Below are 21,626 nucleotides of genomic sequence, written 5' to 3'. Positions count from 1 at the left end.
GCAGGGCTACGAGAGGGAGCGCTGGCGGGCCACGCAGCATGAGGTGCTTGATCACGGCCCTTGGTGTAGCGCGCCCCACCCCTGCCCGACAGGGAACCCGTGGCCAACTCACCCGGTCGGACCGCTCAATTCACCAGCGAAACGATCCCTCGCTCCGCCAACTGCCATCCATCATCGGGTCAGGTCAGGTCAGTGGCGCACAGCACGTAGAGGATCAAGCGCTACCGGACTTCCTTCTCGGTGATCCCGAGGGGCGAGTGCGATCGCTGCGCGGAGAGGGCATCGCCTGCCGCGCCATGGGCAGCGCCCCAGGCACCCCGCTTGGCGGTGCGCTCCAGTTGCGCCACCGGCCTGGCTCCGGCCGGCGCCGCCGCCGACCCGCGCGAGACCGCGTGGTGACGGCATGGCCTCAGCCGGCGCCGAGGGTACTCCGGCCCGCAGGACCGCCGGCCCCCGCGTCAGCTCCCTTGGCCGGGTCGCGCCGCCGTACGGGTATCAGCCGGTGCCGGTAGCCATCCCCGCCGTAGTGCGCCTCCGCGGGGGCGGAACCGAGCAGGTCCTGCCGTCTGTACCGGAACCCGGACGACGCCGTATCCGGGGTGCCCAGCGAAGCCGCCCTGCGCGTGGCTCTCACCGAGGCGGGTCTTCCCCCGCCCTCAGCAGCGGTTGCCTGCTGCGACACGGACCCGCTCGTCGTCGTCGGCCAGGCCGGCCGGGGGCGCCGCGGAACCCGGCGAGCGGGGGCTGGGGGCGGTGCACGACACCGTCACCCAGCGGGCAGTGGAGATCGCGAAACAGCCCTTCGGTCCCCTCCTGGCCCCATGACCGTTCCGCCTGCCCCTGGCCGCTGGCACCGAGGTCGGGTGGGTAGGGGGCGATCTCCCGCGGCGCCCCCCGTCGTAGCTTCGCTCCGTCCGGCGGGCCGACCACCGGCCGGTGCCGAAGTGGCCGCCGAGTGCCAGACCGATGGCGGGTGCATGGGCGCGTACTTCTCCATCCTGCGGGCGGACACGGGGTTGCATGGGTCGAGTCACCGCGCAGAGTGTCGCCCAGCGACGTATGCGCGAAGTGCCCTCGACTCGCCGTCGTGTGCGTCGCCCGCCGACCCGGGCATGCAAGCGTGTCCATCAGGCAGCTGAATCGTTTATCCGACTGTCGCGTGATGCATGACCGCTCCCCCCGAGGCGGTTCCGCGACACCCTCGTTGCCCTGGGCGATCCACCGCCGCCCAGGGCAACGCAGCCCCAGGCGCGGGCGTCCACGCCGCGCCTCGCGCAGGCGCGTTGTCGCCGACAAGGGCGGACATCCTGACACTGGGCTCGGCTGCGGGGCTGGGACAGCGCCTGGACATGCGCCCGCGCGGCCCGCCGCCGTACGGTGACCGGGCCGGCCGCACGCCCCCTACCGAGTACCGCGTACCGGCTACGACGGCAGTCCCCCCGGAGACGTCCGCTCGACAGAGCGCCCGCGGCCCGTCAGCCGATGGCCGGCGCGCTGGTGAGGAAGCGGCGGAGGTCGATGATCTCGTAGCCGCCGGACTGGGCTGCGTCGATGATCCGAGGCAGGGCTTCGGCATCGGTGACGATGCCGTTCCCGGTGCTGCCGACGTGCATCTGGATGATCGCGCCGGGCGTGAAGGCATCGATGGCTCGCTCGACTGCGTCGTCCACGCTCACGCCGCCCTCCGGGCCGAGGTAGCCGTTCGTGTCGGTGGTGAACTCGATCGCCGCGTACCCGAGGTCGTTGATGTCGGCGATGGACTCCGGGGTGGTGGAGCTGTAGGGGAAGCGGAAGAACGGCAGGGGCTCGGCCCGCGCGGCCGTGCGGATCGCCGCGTCGGCGCGGCGCACTTCGTCGGCCCGTTCCGCTGTGCTGAGGTCGTCGAAGTAGGGATGGCTGTAGGAATGGTTGCCGAGGGGGTGTGCGACGGCCATGGCGCGAACGGCTGCGGGGTGGGCTTCGGCGAACTGGCCGGTCGGAAAGAACGTGGCGGACAGCTTCCGTCGCCGCAGCTCTGCCAGAACGGTCTCGATTCCGCTTTCGTCCCATGCCGCGTTGAAGGTGAGCGCCATGACTCTTCGGGACGTGGGCAGTCGGCGGATCTCGGTGCCGAGGAGCCCCGCCGGTGGCCGCGGGCCCGCCTTCGACCGTGATCCACCGGGCAGCCGGGCAGGAGGAGCACCGGCGAGGTTTGCCAGGCGCTCCGGCGCCGCCTCGGCGCCTGAGCAGGGGGTCAGCCCCGCCGCCAGAAGAGCGCCCATGACCGTGCGTCGTCCGACATCCACCACACTGACTCCCTCCGGCCTGGAGCCGCGGTCACAGGCCCGGGCCCGCCACGACTATGCGCGAGCCGTGCGCGGAGCGCCCGTAACCCGCGCCGTGCGGTTGGGTGATCCGCACTGCCCGGAGCTCCCAGCGCTACAGGACCGCGCACTCGATAGCGCGTGACCTCGGTCAGCTTGACGGGGGGACAGCAGGTTCAGCCATGATCACGCTCACGCTCGGCAACCGACCGGCCCCACCTGCTCGCCTGGTCATCGTCCGAGCTCACGGGCACCCGATGCCCCTCCGCCGGCTCTTCGGCGCCACCGGTTCGCCTCGGGCCACGGCGATTGGTCCCGATCGGGGCAATACGAACAGCCGCCAGCGGGTCAGTAGATGACAAACCGCCCACATGCCGACTTCAGGCTCTGACGGCATGAAGCGCCTCGAACACGCCCCATGCGGAACGAACGTCGACGAAATGGCCGATTCCTCCGTAGCCGCTCGATCGATGTACCCGCCAGACTCCTCGGTGGCAGCCGAGCCTCAACCGTGCGCGCCGCGCTGCCACGGCAGTCTCGCTTCAGCCGAACGAAGGAGGGGTCATGAACCGTCGGACCAAGTTCAGCCTGGCCGTAACGACCGGACTCGTCGGTGCCGCGCTCGCGCTCGCGCCCGCCGCCCAGGCCGACGACGTATCGATCAGCGGCTACGACAACTGCGCGTCCGGATGGATCTGCTTCTACTCGGAGAGGGACGGGGGCGGGCAGAAGTGCCAGTGGTCCCGGAATTCCACCGACACCCGTTCCCAGTGTTCGTGGATGCGAGCCGGCACCAACACGCGGTCCGTGTACAACCACACCGGTAGCAGGTTCCACTACTACCACAACACCAACTACACCGATCGGATCGGCAGCACCACCGCCGGCACCAGGGGAAATCTCGCGGGGACCTACACCATCGGCTCGCTCTGCGCCGGTTCCTGCCCGGGCTGACACCCCGCCAACAGGCCGGGTCCGCCTCTCACGGAGATGCGGGAGGCGGACCGCTCCGCCGCCTTCCCACGCCGCAGCCCGGGTCGGGCCGGTCCGGTGGGTGGAAGCAGGCGGTGATGGTCTTGCCGCCGTGGAAGGCGTGGGCGTCCCACCGGTCGGCGAGGGCGTCGATGATGGCGAGACCCCGCCCGGATGTCGCTCCGTCCGGGGCCTCGCGCGGGGCGGGCAGGCGGGGGTCGGCGTCGGCGACGCTGACGTGCAGGCACCGGCCGTCCCAGGTGAGCACGAGGTGGGCGCTGCTGTGCGCGTGGACGTGCGCGTTGGTGACCAGCTCGGAGACCGTTAGAAGGACGGAGTGGACGGTATCGCGGGCGTCCGTGGTCCAGCTGAGCGCGTCCAGATGCTCCAGGCACCACCGACGGGCTTCCCGTGGCCCCCGGTACACCGGGAACGACTTGGCCCACCCCACCGCACGGAGCGACAACGCACCCACCTCGCTTCCCAGTTGCCCGGCCGGTCTCAGAACCGGTCGGCCCGGTGCTTCGGGCGGTGCGTGCCCCGGGAGTTGACGAGCAGCAGCGCCAGCAGCATCGGCGCGATCAGCAGGATCATCGTTCCCATGAGGGATTCCTCTCCTCGTTGGAGCGTTACCTCTGCCCGTGTGACCGCCAGGCCGCGGCCGAAACCCTCGGGGCCCGAGGATGCACCGGACGTGCCTCGGCCTCAGACCGTCCGGGGCAGGTCCGGGGTGATCTTCTCCGCGTATACGGTCAGCAGCTGGATCCGGGTCTCGTGGTTCGACGCCGTCGTGCTGGGCTCGGCGATGTCGCCGGGACGGGCACCGGTCAGATGCCAGACGGCACGCGGAGCCTCTCCGTCGGCCGCCGTCTCGTCGATCGTCACGTCCTGCGCGACTGGTGATCCACCAGCGGAGAGCGCCCATTCCCGGGCGCCGGGGACGTCGGTGAGGACGCAGTCGGCGAGGGTGATGGTGAGGACCTGGCCGGGCAGGCCGCCGTCCCCCTGAGCCCCCAGCCCGTTCACCTCGCGGCAGGTGAACCGTTCCCCACGGACCGTGACGCTGTAACTGCTGGCGGCAGTCTTCTCGGTATCAGTCATGTTCTGCCGCCTGCCCCGGAAGCGCCGCCCTAGACAGCGCCGCCCTAGACAGCGCCGCTCACGCCACGTGCGGCCCGGAAGCCGGAACCGGACCGGGCGGCCGCCGGCCGGGCCGTTCGAGTCGATTCTCCGGCCGCCTGGCACTTCGGCGTGCAGGGGCCACCGAACGGGGCAGGTGCGAGGGGGAACTGGCAGGCCCGAGAAGGGACCGACACCGTGGCACGACCGAGGATTCTCGTGGTGGGCGCCGGCTTCGCCGGAGTCGAGTGCGTCCGCCGGCTGGAACGCAGGCTGTCCCCCGCTGAAGCGGACATCACGATGGTCACACCCCACTCCTACCAGCTGTACCTGCCGCTGTTGCCGCAGGTGGCATCCGGTGTACTGACCCCGCAGTCCATCGCCGTCTCGCTGCGGCGCAGCAGCCGCCACCGGACCCGAATCGTTCCCGGTGGCGCGATCGGCGTGGACCCCGAGGCGAAGCTGTGCATCATCCGCAAGATCACCGGCGAGGTCGCCGAGCGGGCCTACGACCATCTCGTGCTGGCTCCCGGAAGCATCACCCGTACCTTCGACATCCCCGGGCTCACCGAGCACGCGCGGGGCATGAAGACGCTCGCCGAAGCCGCGTACCTGCGCGACCACGTGATCGCGCAGCTCGACCTCGCGGACGCGAGCGAGGACGAGGCGGAGCGGGCGGCCCGGCTGTGCTTCGTCGTGGTCGGCGGGGGTTACGCCGGCACCGAGACGGTGGCGTGCCTCCAGCGGCTGACCCATCACGCGGTGAAGCGCTATCCGCGCCTGGATCCCCGGCAGATCTCCTGGCATCTGCTCGACCTCGCCCCGAAGCTGATGCCGGAACTGGGCGACTCCCTCGGTCGCGCGGCGCTGGACATCCTGCGCCGTCGCGGAATCCAGGTGTCCCTGGGGGTGAGCGTCGCCAAGGCGGGCGCCGAGGAGGTGACGCTGACCGACGGGCGGGTACTGCCCAGCCGGACCCTGATCTGGACGGCCGGGGTGGCCGCGAGCCCCCTGATCGGCACCCTGGGCGCGGAGACCGCCCGGGGCCGGCTGGTGGTGACCCCGGAGATGACCGTTCCCGGCGCGGCCGGGGTCTTCGCGCTGGGGGACGCGGCGGCGGTGCCCGACCTCGCCAAGGGCGAGGAGGGCGCGATCTGCCCGCCCACCGCGCAACACGCCCTGCGTCAGGGGCGCACCGTCGCCGACAACCTGATCGCGACCCTGCGGCACCGGCCGCTGCGGCCGTACGAGCACAAGGACCTGGGCCTCGTCGTCGACCTCGGGGGCAAGGACGCCGTCTCGAAACCGCTGGGCGTGCCCCTGCGCGGCTTGCCCGCCCAAGCGGTGGCCCGCGGCTACCACTGGTCGGCGCTGCGCACGAATGTGGCCAAGACCCGGGTCCTGACCAACTGGCTCCTCAACGCGACGGCCGGGGACGACTTCGTCCGCACCGGCTTCCAGTCCGCGCGGCGGCCCACGCTGCGGGAGTTCGAGCAGACCGACGTCTACCTGACGCCCGACCAGGTCCGCTCCCACACGGCGGCCCTACGCGCCTCCGGCTGAGGCGCGGGCGGCGGCGGCGGGCGGCGGGCGGCGGCCCATCTGGCCGCCGCCCAGGGGGGCGCCCCCCGGCACGCCGCTTCTCAGTGCTTGCCGCGCAGGCGGGCGAACAGTCCGCGGGCCTGCGCCCTCCTCCGTGGATCGGCGGCCGCACGGCGGGCCGAGGCGATCGTCCGCCGGCCCTGCGGACTGCGGCCGAACTGCTTGATCTTGGCGAGTAGTCCCGGCATGGATCCTCCCAGCGTGAGTCCTTCACGACAGAGCGTCTTGTACCCGTGCCAGGTCCGCTGAACCGCCACACCCCGGCCGACCTGGTCGGTCATACGGGTTCACCGGGCAGGGCGCGCCCGCCGGGTCCGACCAGCCGACGCCCCACCCCAACAGACCACCCGTTTCCATCCGACTAGTCCGGGTAAACAATATTTCGTCCCATATGCTCAGCTGTCGGCGGCAAGCCTGTACTCAGTGCATCGCGTGCCGTCGGCGACCTCACGAAATGGAGATCTCCGTGTCCGTCGTCAAGAGCGCCCTCCCGGATGCCGACCTGAAGGTCGTCGGCGAAGCGCTGCAAGGCGCGCTGGTGGATCTGGTCGACCTGGCGCTCACCGCCAAGCAGGTGCACTGGAACGTGGTCGGCCCCCGATTCCGGTCCGTCCATCTCCAGCTCGATGAAGTCGTCACCTCGGCCCGTACCCATTCCGACGTGGTGGCCGAACGGGCCTCCGCCCTCGGCGTGACCCCGGACGGCCGGGCGGCCACGGTGGCTTCGACGAGCGCGATCTCCGGCGTGCCGGAGGGGTGGGTGAAGGACGAGGACGCGGTACGGATCCTGGTGGACGCTCTGGGCGCGGTGATCACCCGCATGCGCGAGCGCATCCAGGCGACGGACGACCCCGACCCGGTGACCCAGGACCTCCTGATCGGCCTCACCGGCGACCTCGAGAAGCACCATTGGATGTTCATGGCCGAGAGCGCCTGAACGGCGCTCCCGTCCCCGTGGATGCCGCCGCCCGTCCATCGACGGGCGGCGGCATCCGCCGTTCCCGGGCTCGGTCGAGGGCGGGTGACGGCGGCCAGGAAGCCGGGCAGTCGGGCAGTCGGGCAGTGCACCCCGCGAGCGGCTTAACCGCCTCGGCGCCCTGAGGGCGAGACACCCGGCCGGCACCGGGTCCCGCGGTCCCGGTCGAGTGCACCGAAGCGCTCGGCCGTCTCCTCGCCGGGCGGAGCGGGGGCGGTCGTCGTGGCTATGTGCGGCAGGGCGTACGGGTACTTCTCCGCGAGCCATGCGACCAGCTGTTCCCGTACCGCGCAGCGTACGGTCCACAGATCGTCCGCGTCCTTGGCCGTGACGATGGCCCGCACCGTGATGGTGCTGGGTGAGGTGTCGGTGACGGCGAGATCCCAGCCGCGGCCGTCCCACTCCGGGCAGGCTTCCAGGATCTCCAGCAGTTTCTCGCGTATGAGGACCACGGGCGCGGTGTGATCGCAGTGGATGAAGACCGTGCCCGTCATCTGGATGCCGCCGCGCGACCAGTTCTCGAAGGGGCGGGCGGTGAAATAGGAGACGGGCATGGTGATGCGCCGCTCGTCCCAGGTACGCACGGCGAGAAACGTGAGGGTGACCTCCTCGACCACACCCCATTCGCCGTCCACCACCACCGTGTCGCCGATGCGGACCATGTCGCCGAAGGCGATCTGGAAGCCGGCGAAGAGATTGCCGAGGGTGGACTGAGCGGCCACGCCGGCCACGATGCCGATGATTCCGGCCGAGGCCAGCATGGACGTACCGAGCGTGCGGAAGCCGGGAAAGGTCAGCAGGATCGCCGCCGCCGCGACCACGGCGACGACGGCGGTGACGACGCGCATGAGCAGAGTCACCTGGGTGCGCACGCGGCGCACCCGGGCGGGATCACGCGTCCCGGTCGCGTAGCGGGCGTACGTCGACTCGACGGCGGCGGAGGTGATGTGCACCACCAGCCACGCCCCGGCGGCTATGAGGACCAGCCAGAGCACCCGGTCCACGGCCGCCTCGTGTTCCCGCAGCGGCCTCCACGGGACCTGCTGGTGGACGGCTCTGAGCAGCGCGGCCAGCAGTACGATCCGAAGCGCCAGGCGGCACCGGCGCAGCAGGCCCCACAAGGGCGTTTCGGGATGGCGCGCGTCCGCACGGCGCAGCAGCAGGTCGGCGATCCAGCCGACTGCGAACGTCAGCAGGATCGCGCCACCCAGGACGGTCAGCAAACACAGAACGCTGTTCATAACTCCTCGGTGAATGATGTCGGCAGGCATGATCCCCGGCGCACGTGCCGGCCGTCGTGGCGGCGGACAGGTGGGCGGACCATGTACCGCGCATGCTGCGGCGGAGGGATTTCATGCGCGCCCCGGCACGGGTCCTGCGCCACACCGTCGTTCCGTTCCCCCAGCATGGGGACCTCCGGGCACGGGAACGTACGGGCATCCGGGCATCTACGACGGCCGCAACCACATCCGGCGCCATTGAAGCCACGGCCCTCGGCGCACGGCGGTCACGGGTGAGCTGGGGACGCGGGCGGGCTTCCCGCCTCTCATTCCCCGCCCGCATACCTTTTAACGGCTTCGTTGATGAGGTGCCGGGTGCTGTCGGGGCTCAGCGCCTGGGCTTGGACGTGCGCGTAGATGTTGGCGTAGATCCGCACGTCGGATCGTTTCTCCAAGTAGAGATCGCTGGTGAACTTCTCCACGTACACCACGCTCGCATCGGTCGTGTCGGCGAACTCGAGCAGCGAGAACTGCCCCGAAACACCAGGGTGCGCACCCACGTCGTGAGGAAGAACCTGGACGGTGATATGCGGCTGGGTACCGAGGTGCGCCACATGCTCCAGTTGCTCGCGCATGACATCGCGGCTGCCGACGACTCGCCACAGCACCGACTCGTCCAACACGGCCCATAAACGCAGCGGGTTGTCCGGGTCGCCCAGCCGCTCCTGGCGGCGCAGCCGTACCTGGAGGCGTGTGGCAGCTTGTTGGGCGGTGGCGTGAGGGACCGTTCCTGCGATGACCGCCCGGGCGTAGGCGGGGGTCTGCAGCAGGCCCGGGATCACCAGGGGCTCGTAGGTCCGGATCGCGGCGGCCTCGGCCTCCAGGCCGATGTAGGCGCCGTACGGGATGTCGCCGTAGGCGTTCCACCAACCCTGTCGGCCCGATTCGCGGGCCAGTCGCATCAGGTCTTCGACGAGCCCCTGGTCCTGGACTCCGTACAGCCGGCACAGATCGCGCACATCGCGCGGCTTGATGAGGCGGCGGCCGTTCTCCAGGAGGCTGATCTTGGGCTGCGAGATGAGCAGGCTCGCCGCCACCTGCTGCGTCGTCATGCCTCTGCGGTGCCGGAGCCGGCGTAGCTCCGATCCCAGCCGGCGCCTGCTGACGGTGGGATTGGTGTCGACACCCACGAGGCCTGTTCCTCCGCTCCGAAGATCTTGCTCGGGCGAGCAGACTGCCACGGTCCGGAGGGCGTTGGACCCGGATGAGCACCGTGTCGTGCAGGCCCACACACCGCTGACGGGCAGTGCCGCCAAACGGTCCGGCCCCGCCTCTTTCCTCATGGACTTTCGCAGCACCATTCCGCGAAACCATGGAAATTCTCGCGCCCCCACTAGGGTCATTAAGCCCATTCAATTTTTGTATTATTTTCCGCCGAATATAAATGGTGGATTGCGAGAAACGCCCCTAATAATCCCGGCGCGATGCACGTTTCTACGTAATATGCCAGCGACGGCGAGACGGTCTTGGGTGACTGAGACCGTCAATGACGCCGCCACCGTCCACCTACAGGAGATGGCCCCTCGATGACGCTGAATACCTCTGGCGCGGCACTACGGCGCACAACGCCGGTATGGATCGCGACGGTACTCGCCACGGTGATCGCTTCTGCCGTGGTCGCCGTGACACCGAACCGGGCGGACGCGCTCGCCACACCTGTTCCCCTCGGCACGGCGACCAGCTTCGCGGTGCTGGCCGGCGCGGCCGTCACCAATACCGGCCCCTCAGTCATCACCGGAGACGTCGGAGTGCACCCGGGAACGTCCATTTCCGGCTTCCCGCCCGGGCTGGTGCTCGGAACTCTGCATTCCGCTGACAGCGTGGCCCAACAAGCCAAGACCGACCTGGTCGCGGCGTACAACAACGCCGCCGGACAGGCCACGGACGGCGCCCTTCCTCCGGACGCCGGTGGTCTGACACTGGTGCCCGGCGTCTACACCGCATCGTCCACCCTCGGGCTCACCGGCACGCTCACCCTGGACGCCCAGGGTGACCCCAATGCCGTCTGGGTCTTCCAAGTCGGTTCCGGTCTGACGACAGCCTCCGCGAGCCGGGTGCTCCTCGTCAACGGCGCGGCACCCTGCAATGTCTTCTGGCAGGTCGGCAGTTCCGCCACTCTCGGCACCAACTCCACCTTCGTCGGCACCATCATGGCCGGTGCGGCCGTCACCGCGACCACCGGGGCTTCCATCGACGGCCGCGCGCTGGCCATCACCGAGGCCGTGACGCTGGACACCAACCGGATCACCCGGGCGACGTGTGACACAGGCACGAACGGCGGCACCACCAACGGCGGTACCACCAACGGCGGTACCACCAACGGCGGCACCACCAACGGCGGCACCACCAACGGCGGCACCACCAACGGCGGCACCACGACCGGCGGTACCACCAACGGCGGTACCACGACCGGCGGCGTGCTGGGCGGCGTACTCGGCGGAGCGACGACAAGCGGCGGCGCGCTGGGCGGCGTACTCGGCGGGGCGACGACAGGCGGGGTGCTGGGCGGCGTACTCGGCGGAGCGACGGGCGGCGCAGTCGCCGGCCCGATCACGGGCGGAACCCTGGGTGGCACAACAGGCGGAGGCGGCCCCAAGCCGCCCGGGAAGCCCGGTCATCCCAAGCCGCCCGGCAAGCCGGGTCACCACAAGCCCGGCAAGCCGGGTCACGAGAAGCCGGGCAGGCCCGGTCACGACCATCAGGGCGAGCACGGCAAGCCCGGCAAGCCCGGCGAGCACCACGGGCACGGCGGCGACAAGTAAGTGCTCCGCACGCACTTGTCATCGTAGTAGTGGGTCGCGCACGGGCACCCATGGCGGGCTGACTGCCGGGGCAGTCGCCCGTGCGCGAGCGAGGACGACGGCGTGCGGCGGAACTTCGATTCCGTCGCACGCCGCTCGCAGGAGCCGGAAAGAGCGGATACATGAGCAGTCTCGACGGGAAGGCCGGGTGGGGCCGTGCTGGGCGGTGTCAAGGCAGTCAAGGCAGCGGACGTGACGGAACCGGAGCAGTCAGCGGCCGGGCGGTCCGCCGAGGACCGCGGCGGCGGTCGGCACGCGGACGGGGGTGATCCGGAGCCGTGCGGCCCGCTGAACGCGGGAACTGCGGCCGTCGTCGTCCTGTGTCTGGCAACGGCGCTGGCCCACGTCCTCCTGGTCTTTCTGCACGTGGCGCCCGCGAACCCGGTCTCGCAGCTCTACAGTCGGCCGATCAACGCCTGGGTCTACCCGCTGTTCGAGCAGAACTGGCGGCTCTTCGCCCCGGACCCGGAGTCGGTCAACCGGCAGATCTCGGCGAGGACCGGGCGGACGACGCCCGACGGCACCGTGGAGGTCAGCGACTGGTTCGACCTGAGTGCCGTGGACGCTTCCGCCATCGAACACAATCCCTTCCCTAGCCACACGGCGCAGAACATGCTGCGCCGAGCCTGGGGTTCCTACCTAGAGGTGTTCGGTACCGACGACCAGCCGCGTTCGGAGCGGGCCGTGATGATGCAGACGTACCTGCGCAACATCGCGGTGGATCGCGTCGCCGCCCACCGACGCGGCTCGTTCGACTCCATCCAGCTGCGGGTGGTCACGCTGCCCGTCGGCGCCTCGGCCACCACGGCCGCTCGCCACCCGGCCACGGCCGCCGCCGTGCCCGCCGACACCCGTTACCTGCCCTGGTGGAAGGTGGAGCCCCGTGGAACGAACTGAGCTGACGTCGACCGGCGCGCCCGCACGCCCGCTGCGGCAGCGGGTGCTCGACCGCGTGGGCGTGCTCTTCGCCCTCCTGATCGAACGGCCGGTCTCCCTGTACGCCGCAGCGGTCCTCCGGATCGGGTACGGCCTGCTCTACCTGGTCTTCCTGTTGCGCGAGTTCCCGCACCGCCACGAGATCTGGGGTCCGGATTCGCCGTGGTCACCCGCGCTCGCGAGGCAGCTCTTCGACCAGACCGGATGGTTCAGCCTCCTCACCCTCTCCGACCACCGTGCGTACTTCGAGACCTGCTACGCGGCCGCTCTCGTCACCTCCGCACTTTTCATGCTGGGCTGGCGGACCAGGGCCGTGTCCGTGCTCTTCGCGGTCGTGGTGGCGTCCTTCCACGCCCGGTCGATCTTCATGACGGACGGGGGCGACAACCTCATCCTCCTGATGTCCGTCTACCTCGTCTTCACCGCCTGCGGCCGTCGCTGGTCCCTCGACGCACGCAGGCGGGCGGGCGCGGCAGCGGACGGGCGCCGGTACCCCCACAGATTCCTCGGGTTCCTCCGGTTCCGCCGGACGGTGGCGACCGTGCTGCACAACTGCGGCATGTTCGTTATCGCCGCCCAGGTCTGCTTCCTCTACGGATCCGCAGGCCTGTACAAGGTGCAGGGCAGCTCGTGGGGCAACGGGACAGCCCTCCACTACGTACTGAACCTCGAACTCTTCCGGCCATGGCCCGCGCTGTCCCTTCTGCTGGACGAGCATTCGGTCGTGATCGCCATCGCCGGTTACCTGACGGTGCTGCTCCAGGTCGCGTTCCCGTTCGTCCTGTTCGGCCGGCTCAAATACCCCGTCCTGACCATGCTGTTGGGCCTCCACGTGGGGATCGCGGTCGTCTTGGGACTGCCGCTCTTCTCCTGCGTGATGATCGTCGCGGACGCCGTGTTCCTTCCGGACCGCTTCTACCGGTCCTTGGGGAAGCTGTGGCCGCGTACGGCCCGACCGGCAGGAATCCCGGGGACGCAGGCTCCGGCCCGGGGAGAATCCGCACTCGTGCCGACCCAGCCAGGACGGGCCGGCTGAACCCGGCAGGAGGTCAGTCGCTCCGCCTGGAGACGTGGGTGGTGGGGACCTGGGTGATGAGGACCCGGGCAGCCTGGGCGATGTCGTCCCCAGGCGCCCGCCCGGGCAGCCGGCCGGCAGGTCCCCGCCCCGCGGGAATGCCGTGGGCTTTACAGCAGGGTGCCGAGGGGACCCAGGTCGATGTTGAGATCCTCCGGGGAGAGACCGAACCGGTCGCGGAGCTGCTCCATGCGGTCTTCCAGAAGCATCAGGGTCAGGCCGATGCGCTCCTCCTGCTCCTCGGTGAGGTCCGAGGCCTCGACCCGGCGCAGGGCCTGTCGTTCCATCAGCTGGCGCAGCAGTTCGACGACGGTCAGGACGAGGCAGGCCAGATCGCGTTCGACGGTGTCGGGGTCGAGGTCGACGCGGCGCGGCTGGTTCACAGGAGTGGCTCCTTCCAGGGGGAAGGCACGGTGTCGTTCACAGAGCTGATGAGGGCCTTGAGGTCGATCCGGACGAGGTCGACATCGGCGATGCGCAGGGTGAGGTCTCCGGCCAGGACGACGCCTCCGGCCAGGAGCCGGTCCAGGAGGTCGACCAGCGCCACGTCCTGATGCGGGTTCACGGGCGCACGTCCGTGCCCGGAGTGAGCGCTGCGAAGGAGTACGGAACCCAGGGGCCGGTGGTCTCGATGCGCAGACCGGGCGGAAGGGCATCACCGGCGGGGATCCGGTCCAGGAAGGCCTGGGACGCGTCGCGGCGGACCAGGTAGGCGGCGTTGAGGACGTTCTGGTCGGTGGTGCCGGAGAGGCGGGGGCTCTGCAGGGGGTGCAGGGTGGCCGCGGAGGCGTGCCGGGCCAGCTCCTCGTGCAGCCGGCCGGCCGTTTCGGCGGCTTGTCGCTCGTCGCCGGACTGGGTGCGGCGGTGTTCGATGCGGCGCCGCAGGTAATCGCGGCCGGTGCCCTTGCCCCCGGGCTGCGCCCCGGCGGGGGCGCCGTCCGCCGGCCCGGGCGGCGTGGTGGGTGCCGGCGGGGCGGTGGGTGCGGGTGGGGCGGTGGGTGTGCGGTGCACCTTCACACCCCATTCCAGGCATCCGTCGAGGCGTTCCAGAGCCTGCGCGAACTGCTCCCGGCCGGTGTCGAGGAGGCGGCGGACCCCGGCTGCGTCCCGGCAGACGGTGGCCAGGCGCAGGGGCACGGCCGTGGTGACGGCGCCGAGGGCGGAAACCACGTGGTCGTGGGTGCGTGCGGTGGCGGCCAGCCAGTCGAGGTCTTCGAGGTGGGCGCGCAGGGGACGCTCGTCGAAGTCCGAGGCGGCGACGCGCTCCACCACGGCGGTGAAGCCGTCGTGGTGGAGCGCCGTGGGCCCCTCTCCGAGTCGCTCGGCGAAGGCGGGGAGGCCGGGCCGGCCGCGGAGCACCGCGTACACGTAGAGGAGGTGGTCATGGGCGGTCATGTCTGTTCCTGCCTTGATTCCAGCTCCGCGATGCGGTGGCGGAGCTCTTCGTTCTCGCGGCCCAGTTCGCGCTGGCGGGCGGAGGAGGAAAGGGCGGGATCCTGCTCCCACCAGTCGATGCCCATCTCCTTGGCGCGGTCCACCGAGGCGACGACGAGCCGGAGTTTGATGGTGAGCAGCTCGATGTCGAGCAGGTTGATCCGGATGTCACCGGCGATGACGATGCCCTTGTCCAGGACGCGCTCGAGGATGTCGGCGAGGTTCGCACTGCCGCCTTCGTCGTAGGGGCGGGGGAGGCTCGACGGTGTCGTCATGCCCGGCTACGCCTTCCGCGGCCGTCCTGGCCGCCCTCGTCCGGGTCGGGTTCGTCCTCGTAGGCGCCCCGGCCGTCGACGGCATCGGCGTCGTAGGCCGCTTCGTCTTCCTCGTCGTATTCCGCGTCGTCGTATTCCGCGTCGTCGTATTCCGCATCGCCGTCGGCCGCGTCGGCGTCGGCGAACGCCTCGTCCTCGTCTTCGTCCTCGTCCTCGTCCCGCGCCACGTCCTGCGGGAGGCGGTCCTCGTAAGCGTCGTCCTCCGCTTCCGCCTCCGGGAGGGATTCCGGGTCGTCCTCCTGGGCGACGGCGACCTCTTCGTCACGGGTCTCACCGCGCCACCCCTCAGGGGCCTCGCCCTTGAGGGTGGTGTAGCGGGCGTACTCCTTCAGATCCAGGCGCACCCGACGCTCCTGGGCCCGCCACAGGTTGCCCGCCTTCTCCAGGAGCCCCTTGGGCTGGTACTCGACCACCAGCAGGACGCGGGTGAGGTGGTCGGCGAGTTCGTGGAAGGTGACCGCGCCCTTGGTGGTTCCCTTGGTCCCTTCCGAGGTCCAAGTGATCGTCGTGTCGGGGATCTGCTCGGTGATGTGGGCCTTCCAGCTGCGGCGGGACCAGAAGATCTTCAGGTTCCCCTCGGAGGAGGCCTCGTCCTGTGCGGTCGCGCTCTCGTCGCCCTTGGCGAAGTCGGCGAGGTCCCGGTACGTGGTCCACTGGTCGTAGGCGTCCTGCACGGGCACACCGACATCGACGGCTTCCAGAATGACCGTGGGTTTGCGGCCCGCGCGGCCCTCGTGCGTGCCACCGAGGTTCTTCAGGGCGCCGACGGTGGTGCCCTTCACGTGCGAGGCCGCGGCCCCCACGGCGCCGCGCACCAGGCCCTTGCCCTCGGCGACGTCGTTGAGTCTGGCGGTGGACCGTCCCAGCTTGCGGCCCGCGCCGACGAGCATGCGTTCGGCTTGGGCGAGCACGTAGGCCCGCAGTTCCTCCTTGGCGCGGTCCGCGGCGGGGTTGTCCTTGAGGAGGGTGGCGATGCGCTCAGGCACGGCTGCGACCTCCCTTGGCCTGCCGGGCTCCGGAGGACTTCTTCGCCTCGGGAGCGGCCGTCTTCTTCTGGGCGGTGCGGCGCGCGGGCGCGCTCCGGGTTCCCCCGGAGCCGGCGCCAGCGCCCGCTGCCTTCTCCCCCGCGGGGCGGCGGGCAGGCCGCCGGCTGCGGGTGGGCTGCTCGTCGTCTTCCCGGTGCTCGTCGTCTTCCTGCTCCGCCCCGGCCTTCTGCGCCTCGGCCCGCTTCGGGCGCTGGGCGTCGTCCGCTTCCTCGCCGTCGCGGTCCGGCCGTTCAGGGTCGCAGGTGCCGGCGAGACCCGACAGGCGCTCCTGGACGCCTTGGGTCCGGTCGTGCAGCCGGTCGGCCAAGCCGTCGAGGTACCGGCCGAGGACCGCTCCGGAGGCCGCGGTGCCGACGCCGCGCAAGTCTTCGCGCAACTGGTCCCCGAGCTCCTTGAACCGGGGGTTCTTCTGGAGCCGGGTGGCGGCGAGGTCGGCCACGGCCCGCGGATCGAACGGGAGGTTCCTGCTCATGATGAGGGTGCCCACGCCCAACGCGAGTTTGGCCTTCTTCGTGCGTCCCAGCGCGTATCCCGCGCCGACGGCGAGCCCTATCGCGATCCGGTTGTTCATCGCTGCTGCGTCCCTGCTTCGAGTCGGGCCAGGAGCTCGTCCTCCCGGCGGTCGAATTCGTCCTCGTCGATCCGGCCCTCGTCCAGGGCCGCGGCCAAGGCCGCGAGCTCCCGCTGCACGACGGAGGGGTCGTAGTACTGCCGCTCCGCCTCGGCGACCACCTGGCCCAGGACCCACGCGGTGCCGCGTACGGGCGCCGCCGGCAGCAGCAGGAGTTCCTTCAGCAAGCCCATGGCGCTCCCTCTCCTCGTCGCCGTCTAGTCGGCGAAGCTGTAGGCCGGCAGCGGGCCGGACACCTGAACGGCGAGGTGGGGATGGTCGACGTGCAACTGCCGGACGGCGTCCAGGAACCGCCGGTCGTGCTCCCGCTCGACCAGGAAGGAGATGTTCGCCAGCCAGCTGCCGCTCTCGGGACCGTGGTTGACGGCGGCCGCGAGGGGGCGAAGAACGCTCTCGACGAGTTCCGCGTCACGCCTCTCGCGCTCCTGGACCGCGCGGGCGACCCGCTCACCCAACTGGAGCTTCTGTTGGTGGCTCCCTCCCCCGGCGGCGCGGTTGGCCTCGCTCAGCGCGCGCAGTTCCGCGTCGTCGCCCAAGACCCGGTAGAGGACGGCTTCCTCGTCGTGCGAGGCCTTGACGTTGTACTCGTCCTTGCCCTGCAAGGCGTCGAGGCGCTCCAGGTAGTGCTCCTCGTGTTCCCGCAGGACGGCGGCGACGGTGTCGTCGTCGGTGGAGACACCACCGAACCGCATCGGCAGGACGGGCCCGGACGCGGCCGCCTCGATGATCACCCTCTGGTGGGCCACCAGGTCGCGGCGCTTGGCCTTCAGTTCCTCGGGGGCCTCGCTGACCAGCGCGGTGAGCCTTCCGCTGGTGACCGTACGGACGGGCCGGGGCGGATTCCCTATGCCGTCCAGCTGCTCCGGCAGGCTCTGAGCGGCGCGGGCGATTCCGTAGACGTACGTACTCATTCCTTCTCCTCCCTGCGCGGCGCGGTGCGCCGGCTGCGGGGCCGGGCTTCGCTCTTCTCCTCCGAGCCCTCGTCACGGGCCTGGTGGAAGGCGTCGGATATGGTCTGTGCGGCGCCGCTGAGGGCGCCCTTCGACTTACCGCGCGCTCCGGACTCGGTGATCTCGCCCACCAGCTCGGGCAGGCCCGGGCTCTTGCGCGGTCCGGCCTCCAGGTCAAGCCGGTTGCAGGCCTCGGCGAACCTCAGGTAGGTGTCGACGCTGGCGACGACCACCCGGATGTCGATCTTCAGGATCTCGATGCCCACCAGGGAGACGCGTACGAAGGCGTCGATCACCAGACCGCGGTCCAGGACGAGTTCGAGCACGTCGTACAGTCCGCTGGAGCCGCCGCCTTGGGCGGTGGGCTGGGCGGGGACAACAGTCATCTTCTCGGTTCCCTCTCTCGTGGTCGAGGCGGGGGCAGCCGCGGGGGCACGTCACTTGCGGTCGGCGCGGCCCCGCTCGTAGCGGCGGTGGCGGCGGTAGCCGGTCAGCTCGCCCTGCCGGTCCAGTTCGACGGTGTAGGAGGCGAGCAGGCTCATGGTGTCCGGAACTCGTTCCAGTTCCACCACCTCGACGGACAGCGTCCATCCCTCCGCGGTGCGTTCGCAGGCGCTGACGGTTTCGGCTTCCACGCCGATGAGCTCCACCAGCTGCCGGCGGGCGGAACGGATGATCTCCACCGTTCCCGGCAGCCGCTGCTCCTCCTGCTCCGGCTCCTGTTCCCTTTCCGCCTGATCGGGTTTCTCGTTTTCGGATGTACTGGCCATCGCTTTCCTCTCTGCCGCGTATAGCCACCGCGGACCACACCAAACGCCTCGCCCCGGAAAGGAGAGGTACCCCGACCAGATGTGGCGGAACGTCAGAAGAAGTCCGCCACTTGCTCCCCTTGGTCGAGGGGCACGGCCCCGCTCATGCCCGGCGAACCGGCCGACATGCCCGCGCGGAAACCCGCGCGGGCCGTCGTCGGCGCCGGCGGAGTCCCCGCCTACAGCCCCGCCTGCAGCGACGAGGACCCGCTGGGGCCCAGACCACGCTCGGCTCCACGCTCTCGGCTGGCTTCACCTGGATGGCGGAACGGCACCGGGCCGCACTCGGCCGCCCTTCTGCCCTGTGCTCCCACGCCTGGATCCGTACCTGTGGCGGAGGGAATCACCACGGGCCCCATCGCCCGGTCATGCGCATCTCCGCAGGGCTCCCAAGATTGGAGGAGTGGCCACCCATCCAGTCGTCGATCCCTCATCACGGGCGGAGAAGCCATGGGGCCTTCCGAACTTCCCTCTCCTCTTTCCGGTCCTCTTTCCGGTCCTCTTTCCGGCGAGGCGCTCAAGGCGCTGCGCCAGCGCTCGCTGGAGCGGCTGCTCGGCTTCCTGACGCCGCAGGACCGTGCGGCGGTCCGCTGCTCCGCGGAGCGCCTCCACAGGCTGCTGCGGGAGCGGAACGCCACGGACGGCGGGAATGTACTGGTCGGGTACGGCGGAGGCAAGGACAGCAGTTACACCCTCGCCTTCGTCCGTGCCGTCCAGCTCACGGCCGCACGGGAGCACGGATGGCTGTTCACTCTCCGAGCGGCCACCAACCGGCACTCCGGTATGCCGCGTGCCGTCATGGAGAACATCGACCGTGCCTACACGGCCTTGGGGATGCACCAGGATCCGGCCTGCGAGCTGCTGCTCATCGACGGCGACGCCGTGCAATCGTTCCGGGCCGACGCCCCGCCCTCGGAGCAAGTCGCCGCGCGCAACCGGATCGACATCCTGATGACCGGCCACCGGACCCGTGCGGACGCCCGCCCCACCTTCTGCAACGCGTGCAATCTCAGCATGGCCAACGCCTTCGGCGTCGCCGCAGCCCACGGCGACGGGGTCGACGTCATCATCACCGGCGACTCCCGCGAGGAGCAGCGCGCCTACGCCATGTGGATCAGCCGGCTGTCGCGCCAGGTGTCCCGGGGCGAGCCGGCCGGGCGGACACCCGGCTTTCCGCGGCTGCTGGGCGCGCTGGACGGGATCGCCCAGGCCTACTTCCGGGACATCCACGGCCCGGACGCGCAGGCGACGGTGGCGGAACACGGTGTCCACACCGACGTGTCGCCCCAGCTGGAGTTCTTCTCGATCTACGGGGAGACCGCCTACGACGCTGGCAGCCACTGGGACCTCCTCACCCGGCACCTGGGCTTCGTCTTCGACGACCTGGCGTTCAGTTTCACCGAGTCCGACTGCGCCAACCCGGCGCTGATGGCGCATCTGCGCGGCCTGAAGTGCCAGTACGTCTTCGGCCGCAGCTACCAGGAGGGGCTGGAGGAATACGTCGGTTTCGCGCTGCGGATGATGCGGCGCAAGGAGTTCCCGCAGCGGCTCATCGACCAGATGGCCGCCCGGTACGCGGGCAGCGACGCACACACGGTCATGAGGTCACGGATGAACGACTTCGCCCAGGACGCCTACGGGCTCGGTGAGCGGCAGCTCGTCTGCATGGTCTACTCCCCCTTCACGGCCCGCGGTGCCCACCTGCGCGGCTACCTGGCGAGCCGGCATCCGGAGCTGGCCGGTGAGGAGGCTGCGATCCATGCGCTGCTCGGGCAGGAGAAGGATGAGGAGAGAGAGCAGGAGACGGACGAGGGGAACCGCGCCGGGCGGACGTCGAGCGACGAGCTGGCCGTGCTTCTGGAACATCTGAGTGGTCTGGATCTCGGCCGGCTGCGGGTGCTGTACCACAGCGAACTCACCGACCAGGTCCCGCGGGGACCGGTACCGGTGCTGTTGGAGAGCATCCTCGAAGGTGACCCGCACAAGGAGCGGATTCGCACCCGGCATTCCCCGGACGGCCCGGAAGTCACCGAAACCCTCTCAGGGCGGTGACCGGGGATGAAAGCGACAGTCAAGCGCGCGTTCGTCCAACTCGGCGCCACCCGGGACGGTCTGGACCCGTATCTGGCCTGCGCGGCCCGGCGGGACATGACGACCGTACTGGTGGAGACTCCGGCCTATCTCCGCTGGCGCCGCGTCCTGCACAGGCAGCCCTTCGGCATCGAGATTCCCGTCTCCGAACCGGAGGACGCCGAACAGGTGGCAGCCGCACTGCGTACCCACCGGGTGGTACCCGCCCTCTTGCTGGCCGGATTCGAACGCTACGCCGAGAGCGCCTTCTCCCTGGCCGCCACCCTGCGCGTCGCCCCGTGGCCACACGTGGGTGCGGACTTCGCTCCGCCCGACAAGCTGCAGCAGCGGACAGGCCTGACCCGGTACGCCCCGGAGGTCCTGCAACCACGGCACGTGCACCTGCCCCTGTCCGCCCGGGGCGAACTCGGCCCGGCACACGCGCGAGCCCTCGAAGGGATGGCCTTCCCCCAGGTCGTCAAGCCGGTGGACGGTGCCGGAGGGCTCGGCGTGTTCCAGGTCCGCGACACGGCGGAACGGGAGCGCGCCGTACGCGCCGCGGCCGCCACCACGAATTACGGAGGCGCGGCCTTCACCGGCCTGCTGGTGGAGGAGCACGTGGAGGGAACCGAGTACTCGGTGCAGGGCATCGCCTGGAACGGGGAAGCACGGCTGCTGTCCTTCTGCGAGAAGGTCATCCTGCCCGAGGCCGACCACGCCGACGGGCTGCGGGGGTTCCGGGAGGCCGGCCACATCGCCGCTTCCGGAGCCGTCGCTCCACGGGCCCTTCAGGACCTGGCCCAATCATGTCTGGGCGCGACCGGTTACCGGCACGGCCCCTTCCACATCGATGCCATCAGTAACGGCGTGGGACCGCACTTCCTGGAAATGGGATTCCGGCTCTCCGGTTCCGGGCTGGTCGCCCTCGTCGAGCGTGCGACCGGACTGCGTTGGGCCGAGCTCGTCTTCTCCACGCACCTGGACGGCCTGGAGCCGCCCGCAGCGCCGTACGGCAACGGCCGGCGCGCCGTCGGACAACTCGTCGCCACGCAAGCGCACCAACTGGAACGCGCCCGGGACCTGGCCGCCTCCCACCCCGGCGTACACGTGGAACTCACCCGCAAACCGGCCGGCCCGGAGGAACTCCTCCCGGACGACGAGGCGCCGCTCGCCTCCGACCACCGGCGTCATGCCGTGGTGCGTGGTCGCGTGCTGCTCGAAGGTGACCGAACCGACCAGATCCGTGACTGGCTCTACCAGTGCGCGACCGCCGAGCGAGGCGTGTGA

24 protein-coding genes are annotated in these 21,626 nt (G+C 70.4%); 8 read left to right on the top strand and 16 right to left on the bottom strand.

Annotated elements, in window-relative coordinates:
- Window positions 1–1,475: 1,475 nt before the first annotated feature.
- Complete coding sequence (locus ABZX75_RS04670) at window positions 1,476–2,285, bottom strand: polysaccharide deacetylase family protein (protein ID WP_355407761.1); 810 nt, start codon at window positions 2,283–2,285, stop codon at window positions 1,476–1,478.
- Between the two features lie 582 nt (window positions 2,286–2,867).
- Here ABZX75_RS04670 and ABZX75_RS04665 point away from each other — a divergent pair.
- A complete protein-coding gene (locus ABZX75_RS04665; RefSeq protein ID WP_355407759.1) occupies window positions 2,868–3,257 on the top strand; it encodes a peptidase inhibitor family I36 protein in 390 nt (129 codons plus the stop codon).
- Window positions 3,258–3,285: 28 nt separating this feature from the next.
- Here the strand turns inward: ABZX75_RS04665 and ABZX75_RS04660 are convergent, their stop codons facing one another.
- Both ABZX75_RS04660 and ABZX75_RS04655 read right to left on the bottom strand, forming a co-directional pair.
- On the bottom strand, window positions 3,286–3,750 hold the full coding sequence (locus ABZX75_RS04660; protein ID WP_355407757.1) for an ATP-binding protein: 465 nt from the start codon (window positions 3,748–3,750) through the stop codon (window positions 3,286–3,288).
- Between the two features lie 230 nt (window positions 3,751–3,980).
- Window positions 3,981–4,376 carry a hypothetical protein gene (locus ABZX75_RS04655; RefSeq protein WP_355407755.1) on the bottom strand — a complete coding sequence of 132 codons (396 nt, stop codon included), beginning with the start codon at window positions 4,374–4,376 and terminating at the stop codon, window positions 3,981–3,983.
- Between the two features lie 216 nt (window positions 4,377–4,592).
- Between ABZX75_RS04655 and ABZX75_RS04650 the strand changes: the two genes are divergently transcribed.
- Complete coding sequence (locus tag ABZX75_RS04650; RefSeq protein WP_355407754.1) at window positions 4,593–5,957, top strand: NAD(P)/FAD-dependent oxidoreductase; 1,365 nt, start codon at window positions 4,593–4,595, stop codon at window positions 5,955–5,957.
- Between the two features lie 80 nt (window positions 5,958–6,037).
- Here the strand turns inward: ABZX75_RS04650 and ABZX75_RS04645 are convergent, their stop codons facing one another.
- Window positions 6,038–6,277, bottom strand: a complete 240-nt coding sequence (locus ABZX75_RS04645) for a hypothetical protein (RefSeq protein ID WP_355407956.1) — start codon at window positions 6,275–6,277, stop codon at window positions 6,038–6,040.
- A 185-nt stretch (window positions 6,278–6,462) separates the two neighbouring features.
- Between ABZX75_RS04645 and ABZX75_RS04640 the strand changes: the two genes are divergently transcribed.
- Complete coding sequence (locus tag ABZX75_RS04640) at window positions 6,463–6,933, top strand: DNA starvation/stationary phase protection protein (protein ID WP_355407752.1); 471 nt, start codon at window positions 6,463–6,465, stop codon at window positions 6,931–6,933.
- Between the two features lie 143 nt (window positions 6,934–7,076).
- On the opposite strand, the gene ABZX75_RS04635 is transcribed toward ABZX75_RS04640, so the two are convergent.
- Window positions 7,077–8,213: a mechanosensitive ion channel domain-containing protein gene (locus tag ABZX75_RS04635; RefSeq protein ID WP_355407750.1), complete on the bottom strand. Its 1,137-nt coding sequence runs from the start codon at window positions 8,211–8,213 to the stop codon at window positions 7,077–7,079.
- A 305-nt stretch (window positions 8,214–8,518) separates the two neighbouring features.
- Window positions 8,519–9,382: a helix-turn-helix transcriptional regulator gene (locus tag ABZX75_RS04630; RefSeq protein WP_355407748.1), complete on the bottom strand. Its 864-nt coding sequence runs from the start codon at window positions 9,380–9,382 to the stop codon at window positions 8,519–8,521.
- A gap of 396 nt (window positions 9,383–9,778) precedes the next feature.
- On the opposite strand from ABZX75_RS04630, the gene ABZX75_RS04625 reads away from it, so the two are divergent.
- From ABZX75_RS04625 to ABZX75_RS04615, 3 genes are all read left to right on the top strand, one after another.
- On the top strand, window positions 9,779–11,014 hold the full coding sequence (locus tag ABZX75_RS04625; protein ID WP_355407747.1) for an ice-binding family protein: 1,236 nt from the start codon (window positions 9,779–9,781) through the stop codon (window positions 11,012–11,014).
- A gap of 327 nt (window positions 11,015–11,341) precedes the next feature.
- A complete protein-coding gene (locus ABZX75_RS04620; RefSeq protein WP_355407952.1) occupies window positions 11,342–11,950 on the top strand; it encodes a DUF5819 family protein in 609 nt (202 codons plus the stop codon).
- A gap of 31 nt (window positions 11,951–11,981) precedes the next feature.
- Window positions 11,982–13,025 (top strand): HTTM domain-containing protein, encoded by a 1,044-nt coding sequence (locus ABZX75_RS04615; protein ID WP_355407950.1) that lies wholly within the window; start codon window positions 11,982–11,984, stop codon window positions 13,023–13,025.
- Window positions 13,026–13,174: 149 nt separating this feature from the next.
- On the opposite strand, the gene ABZX75_RS04610 is transcribed toward ABZX75_RS04615, so the two are convergent.
- The 10 genes from ABZX75_RS04610 to gvpO are packed head-to-tail and all read right to left on the bottom strand — an operon-like array spanning window position 13,175 to window position 18,230.
- Window positions 13,175–13,447: a gas vesicle protein K gene (locus ABZX75_RS04610; RefSeq protein WP_355407745.1), complete on the bottom strand. Its 273-nt coding sequence runs from the start codon at window positions 13,445–13,447 to the stop codon at window positions 13,175–13,177.
- Entirely contained in the window at window positions 13,444–13,629 is a 186-nt protein-coding gene (locus ABZX75_RS04605) for a gas vesicle protein (RefSeq protein ID WP_355407743.1), read from the bottom strand. Before ABZX75_RS04605 ends, ABZX75_RS04610 begins: the two co-directional genes overlap by 4 nt.
- Window positions 13,626–14,459, bottom strand: coding sequence for a GvpL/GvpF family gas vesicle protein (locus ABZX75_RS04600; protein WP_355407741.1), 834 nt, complete (start codon window positions 14,457–14,459; stop codon window positions 13,626–13,628). Before ABZX75_RS04600 ends, ABZX75_RS04605 begins: the two co-directional genes overlap by 4 nt.
- Complete coding sequence (locus ABZX75_RS04595; RefSeq protein ID WP_355407739.1) at window positions 14,456–14,773, bottom strand: gas vesicle protein; 318 nt, start codon at window positions 14,771–14,773, stop codon at window positions 14,456–14,458. The genes ABZX75_RS04600 and ABZX75_RS04595 overlap by 4 nt, the downstream gene beginning before the upstream one ends.
- On the bottom strand, window positions 14,770–15,819 hold the full coding sequence (locus ABZX75_RS04590; protein ID WP_355407737.1) for an SRPBCC family protein: 1,050 nt from the start codon (window positions 15,817–15,819) through the stop codon (window positions 14,770–14,772). Before ABZX75_RS04590 ends, ABZX75_RS04595 begins: the two co-directional genes overlap by 4 nt.
- A complete protein-coding gene (locus tag ABZX75_RS04585) occupies window positions 15,812–16,450 on the bottom strand; it encodes a DNA primase (RefSeq protein ID WP_355407736.1) in 639 nt (212 codons plus the stop codon). The genes ABZX75_RS04590 and ABZX75_RS04585 overlap by 8 nt, the downstream gene beginning before the upstream one ends.
- The gene (locus ABZX75_RS04580; protein ID WP_355407734.1) at window positions 16,447–16,683 is read right to left on the bottom strand and encodes a gas vesicle protein GvpG; all 237 of its coding nucleotides are present in this window, start codon (window positions 16,681–16,683) and stop codon (window positions 16,447–16,449) included. The genes ABZX75_RS04585 and ABZX75_RS04580 overlap by 4 nt, the downstream gene beginning before the upstream one ends.
- Before the next feature lie 24 nt (window positions 16,684–16,707).
- Window positions 16,708–17,421, bottom strand: a complete 714-nt coding sequence (locus ABZX75_RS04575; RefSeq protein ID WP_355407732.1) for a GvpL/GvpF family gas vesicle protein — start codon at window positions 17,419–17,421, stop codon at window positions 16,708–16,710.
- Window positions 17,418–17,846 carry a gas vesicle structural protein GvpA gene (locus tag ABZX75_RS04570; protein WP_355407730.1) on the bottom strand — a complete coding sequence of 143 codons (429 nt, stop codon included), beginning with the start codon at window positions 17,844–17,846 and terminating at the stop codon, window positions 17,418–17,420. Before ABZX75_RS04570 ends, ABZX75_RS04575 begins: the two co-directional genes overlap by 4 nt.
- Window positions 17,847–17,897: 51 nt before the next feature.
- Window positions 17,898–18,230: a gas vesicle protein GvpO gene (gene gvpO / locus ABZX75_RS04565; protein ID WP_355407728.1), complete on the bottom strand. Its 333-nt coding sequence runs from the start codon at window positions 18,228–18,230 to the stop codon at window positions 17,898–17,900.
- Window positions 18,231–18,719: 489 nt separating this feature from the next.
- Here gvpO and ABZX75_RS04560 point away from each other — a divergent pair, with 489 nt between their 5' ends.
- Both ABZX75_RS04560 and ABZX75_RS04555 read left to right on the top strand, forming a co-directional pair.
- Window positions 18,720–20,321 carry a PqqD family protein gene (locus tag ABZX75_RS04560; RefSeq protein WP_355407726.1) on the top strand — a complete coding sequence of 534 codons (1,602 nt, stop codon included), beginning with the start codon at window positions 18,720–18,722 and terminating at the stop codon, window positions 20,319–20,321.
- Window positions 20,322–20,327: 6 nt separating this feature from the next.
- The gene (locus ABZX75_RS04555; RefSeq protein WP_355407725.1) at window positions 20,328–21,626 is read left to right on the top strand and encodes an ATP-grasp domain-containing protein; all 1,299 of its coding nucleotides are present in this window, start codon (window positions 20,328–20,330) and stop codon (window positions 21,624–21,626) included.

The organism is Streptomyces sp. NPDC003038 (assembly GCF_040611115.1).
GTDB lineage: Bacteria > Actinomycetota > Actinomycetes > Streptomycetales > Streptomycetaceae > Streptomyces.
This window is presented reverse-complemented; position numbering and strand designations above follow the sequence as displayed.

Coding starts and splice junctions, on each gene's coding strand:
- ABZX75_RS04645 (WP_355407956.1), bottom strand. CDS start 6,277: ATGACCGACCAGGTCGGCCGGGGTGTGGCGGTTCAGCGGACCTGGCAC.
- ABZX75_RS04655 (WP_355407755.1), bottom strand. CDS start 4,376: ATGACTGATACCGAGAAGACTGCCGCCAGCAGTTACAGCGTCACGGTC.
- ABZX75_RS04575 (WP_355407732.1), bottom strand. CDS start 17,421: ATGAGTACGTACGTCTACGGAATCGCCCGCGCCGCTCAGAGCCTGCCG.
- ABZX75_RS04635 (WP_355407750.1), bottom strand. CDS start 8,213: ATGAACAGCGTTCTGTGTTTGCTGACCGTCCTGGGTGGCGCGATCCTG.
- ABZX75_RS04585 (WP_355407736.1), bottom strand. CDS start 16,450: ATGAACAACCGGATCGCGATAGGGCTCGCCGTCGGCGCGGGATACGCG.
- ABZX75_RS04625 (WP_355407747.1), top strand. CDS start 9,779: ATGACGCTGAATACCTCTGGCGCGGCACTACGGCGCACAACGCCGGTA.
- ABZX75_RS04555 (WP_355407725.1), top strand. CDS start 20,328: ATGAAAGCGACAGTCAAGCGCGCGTTCGTCCAACTCGGCGCCACCCGG.
- gvpO (WP_355407728.1), bottom strand. CDS start 18,230: ATGGCCAGTACATCCGAAAACGAGAAACCCGATCAGGCGGAAAGGGAA.
- ABZX75_RS04570 (WP_355407730.1), bottom strand. CDS start 17,846: ATGACTGTTGTCCCCGCCCAGCCCACCGCCCAAGGCGGCGGCTCCAGC.
- ABZX75_RS04665 (WP_355407759.1), top strand. CDS start 2,868: ATGAACCGTCGGACCAAGTTCAGCCTGGCCGTAACGACCGGACTCGTC.
- ABZX75_RS04580 (WP_355407734.1), bottom strand. CDS start 16,683: ATGGGCTTGCTGAAGGAACTCCTGCTGCTGCCGGCGGCGCCCGTACGC.
- ABZX75_RS04600 (WP_355407741.1), bottom strand. CDS start 14,459: ATGACCGCCCATGACCACCTCCTCTACGTGTACGCGGTGCTCCGCGGC.
- ABZX75_RS04560 (WP_355407726.1), top strand. CDS start 18,720: ATGGGGCCTTCCGAACTTCCCTCTCCTCTTTCCGGTCCTCTTTCCGGT.
- ABZX75_RS04595 (WP_355407739.1), bottom strand. CDS start 14,773: ATGACGACACCGTCGAGCCTCCCCCGCCCCTACGACGAAGGCGGCAGT.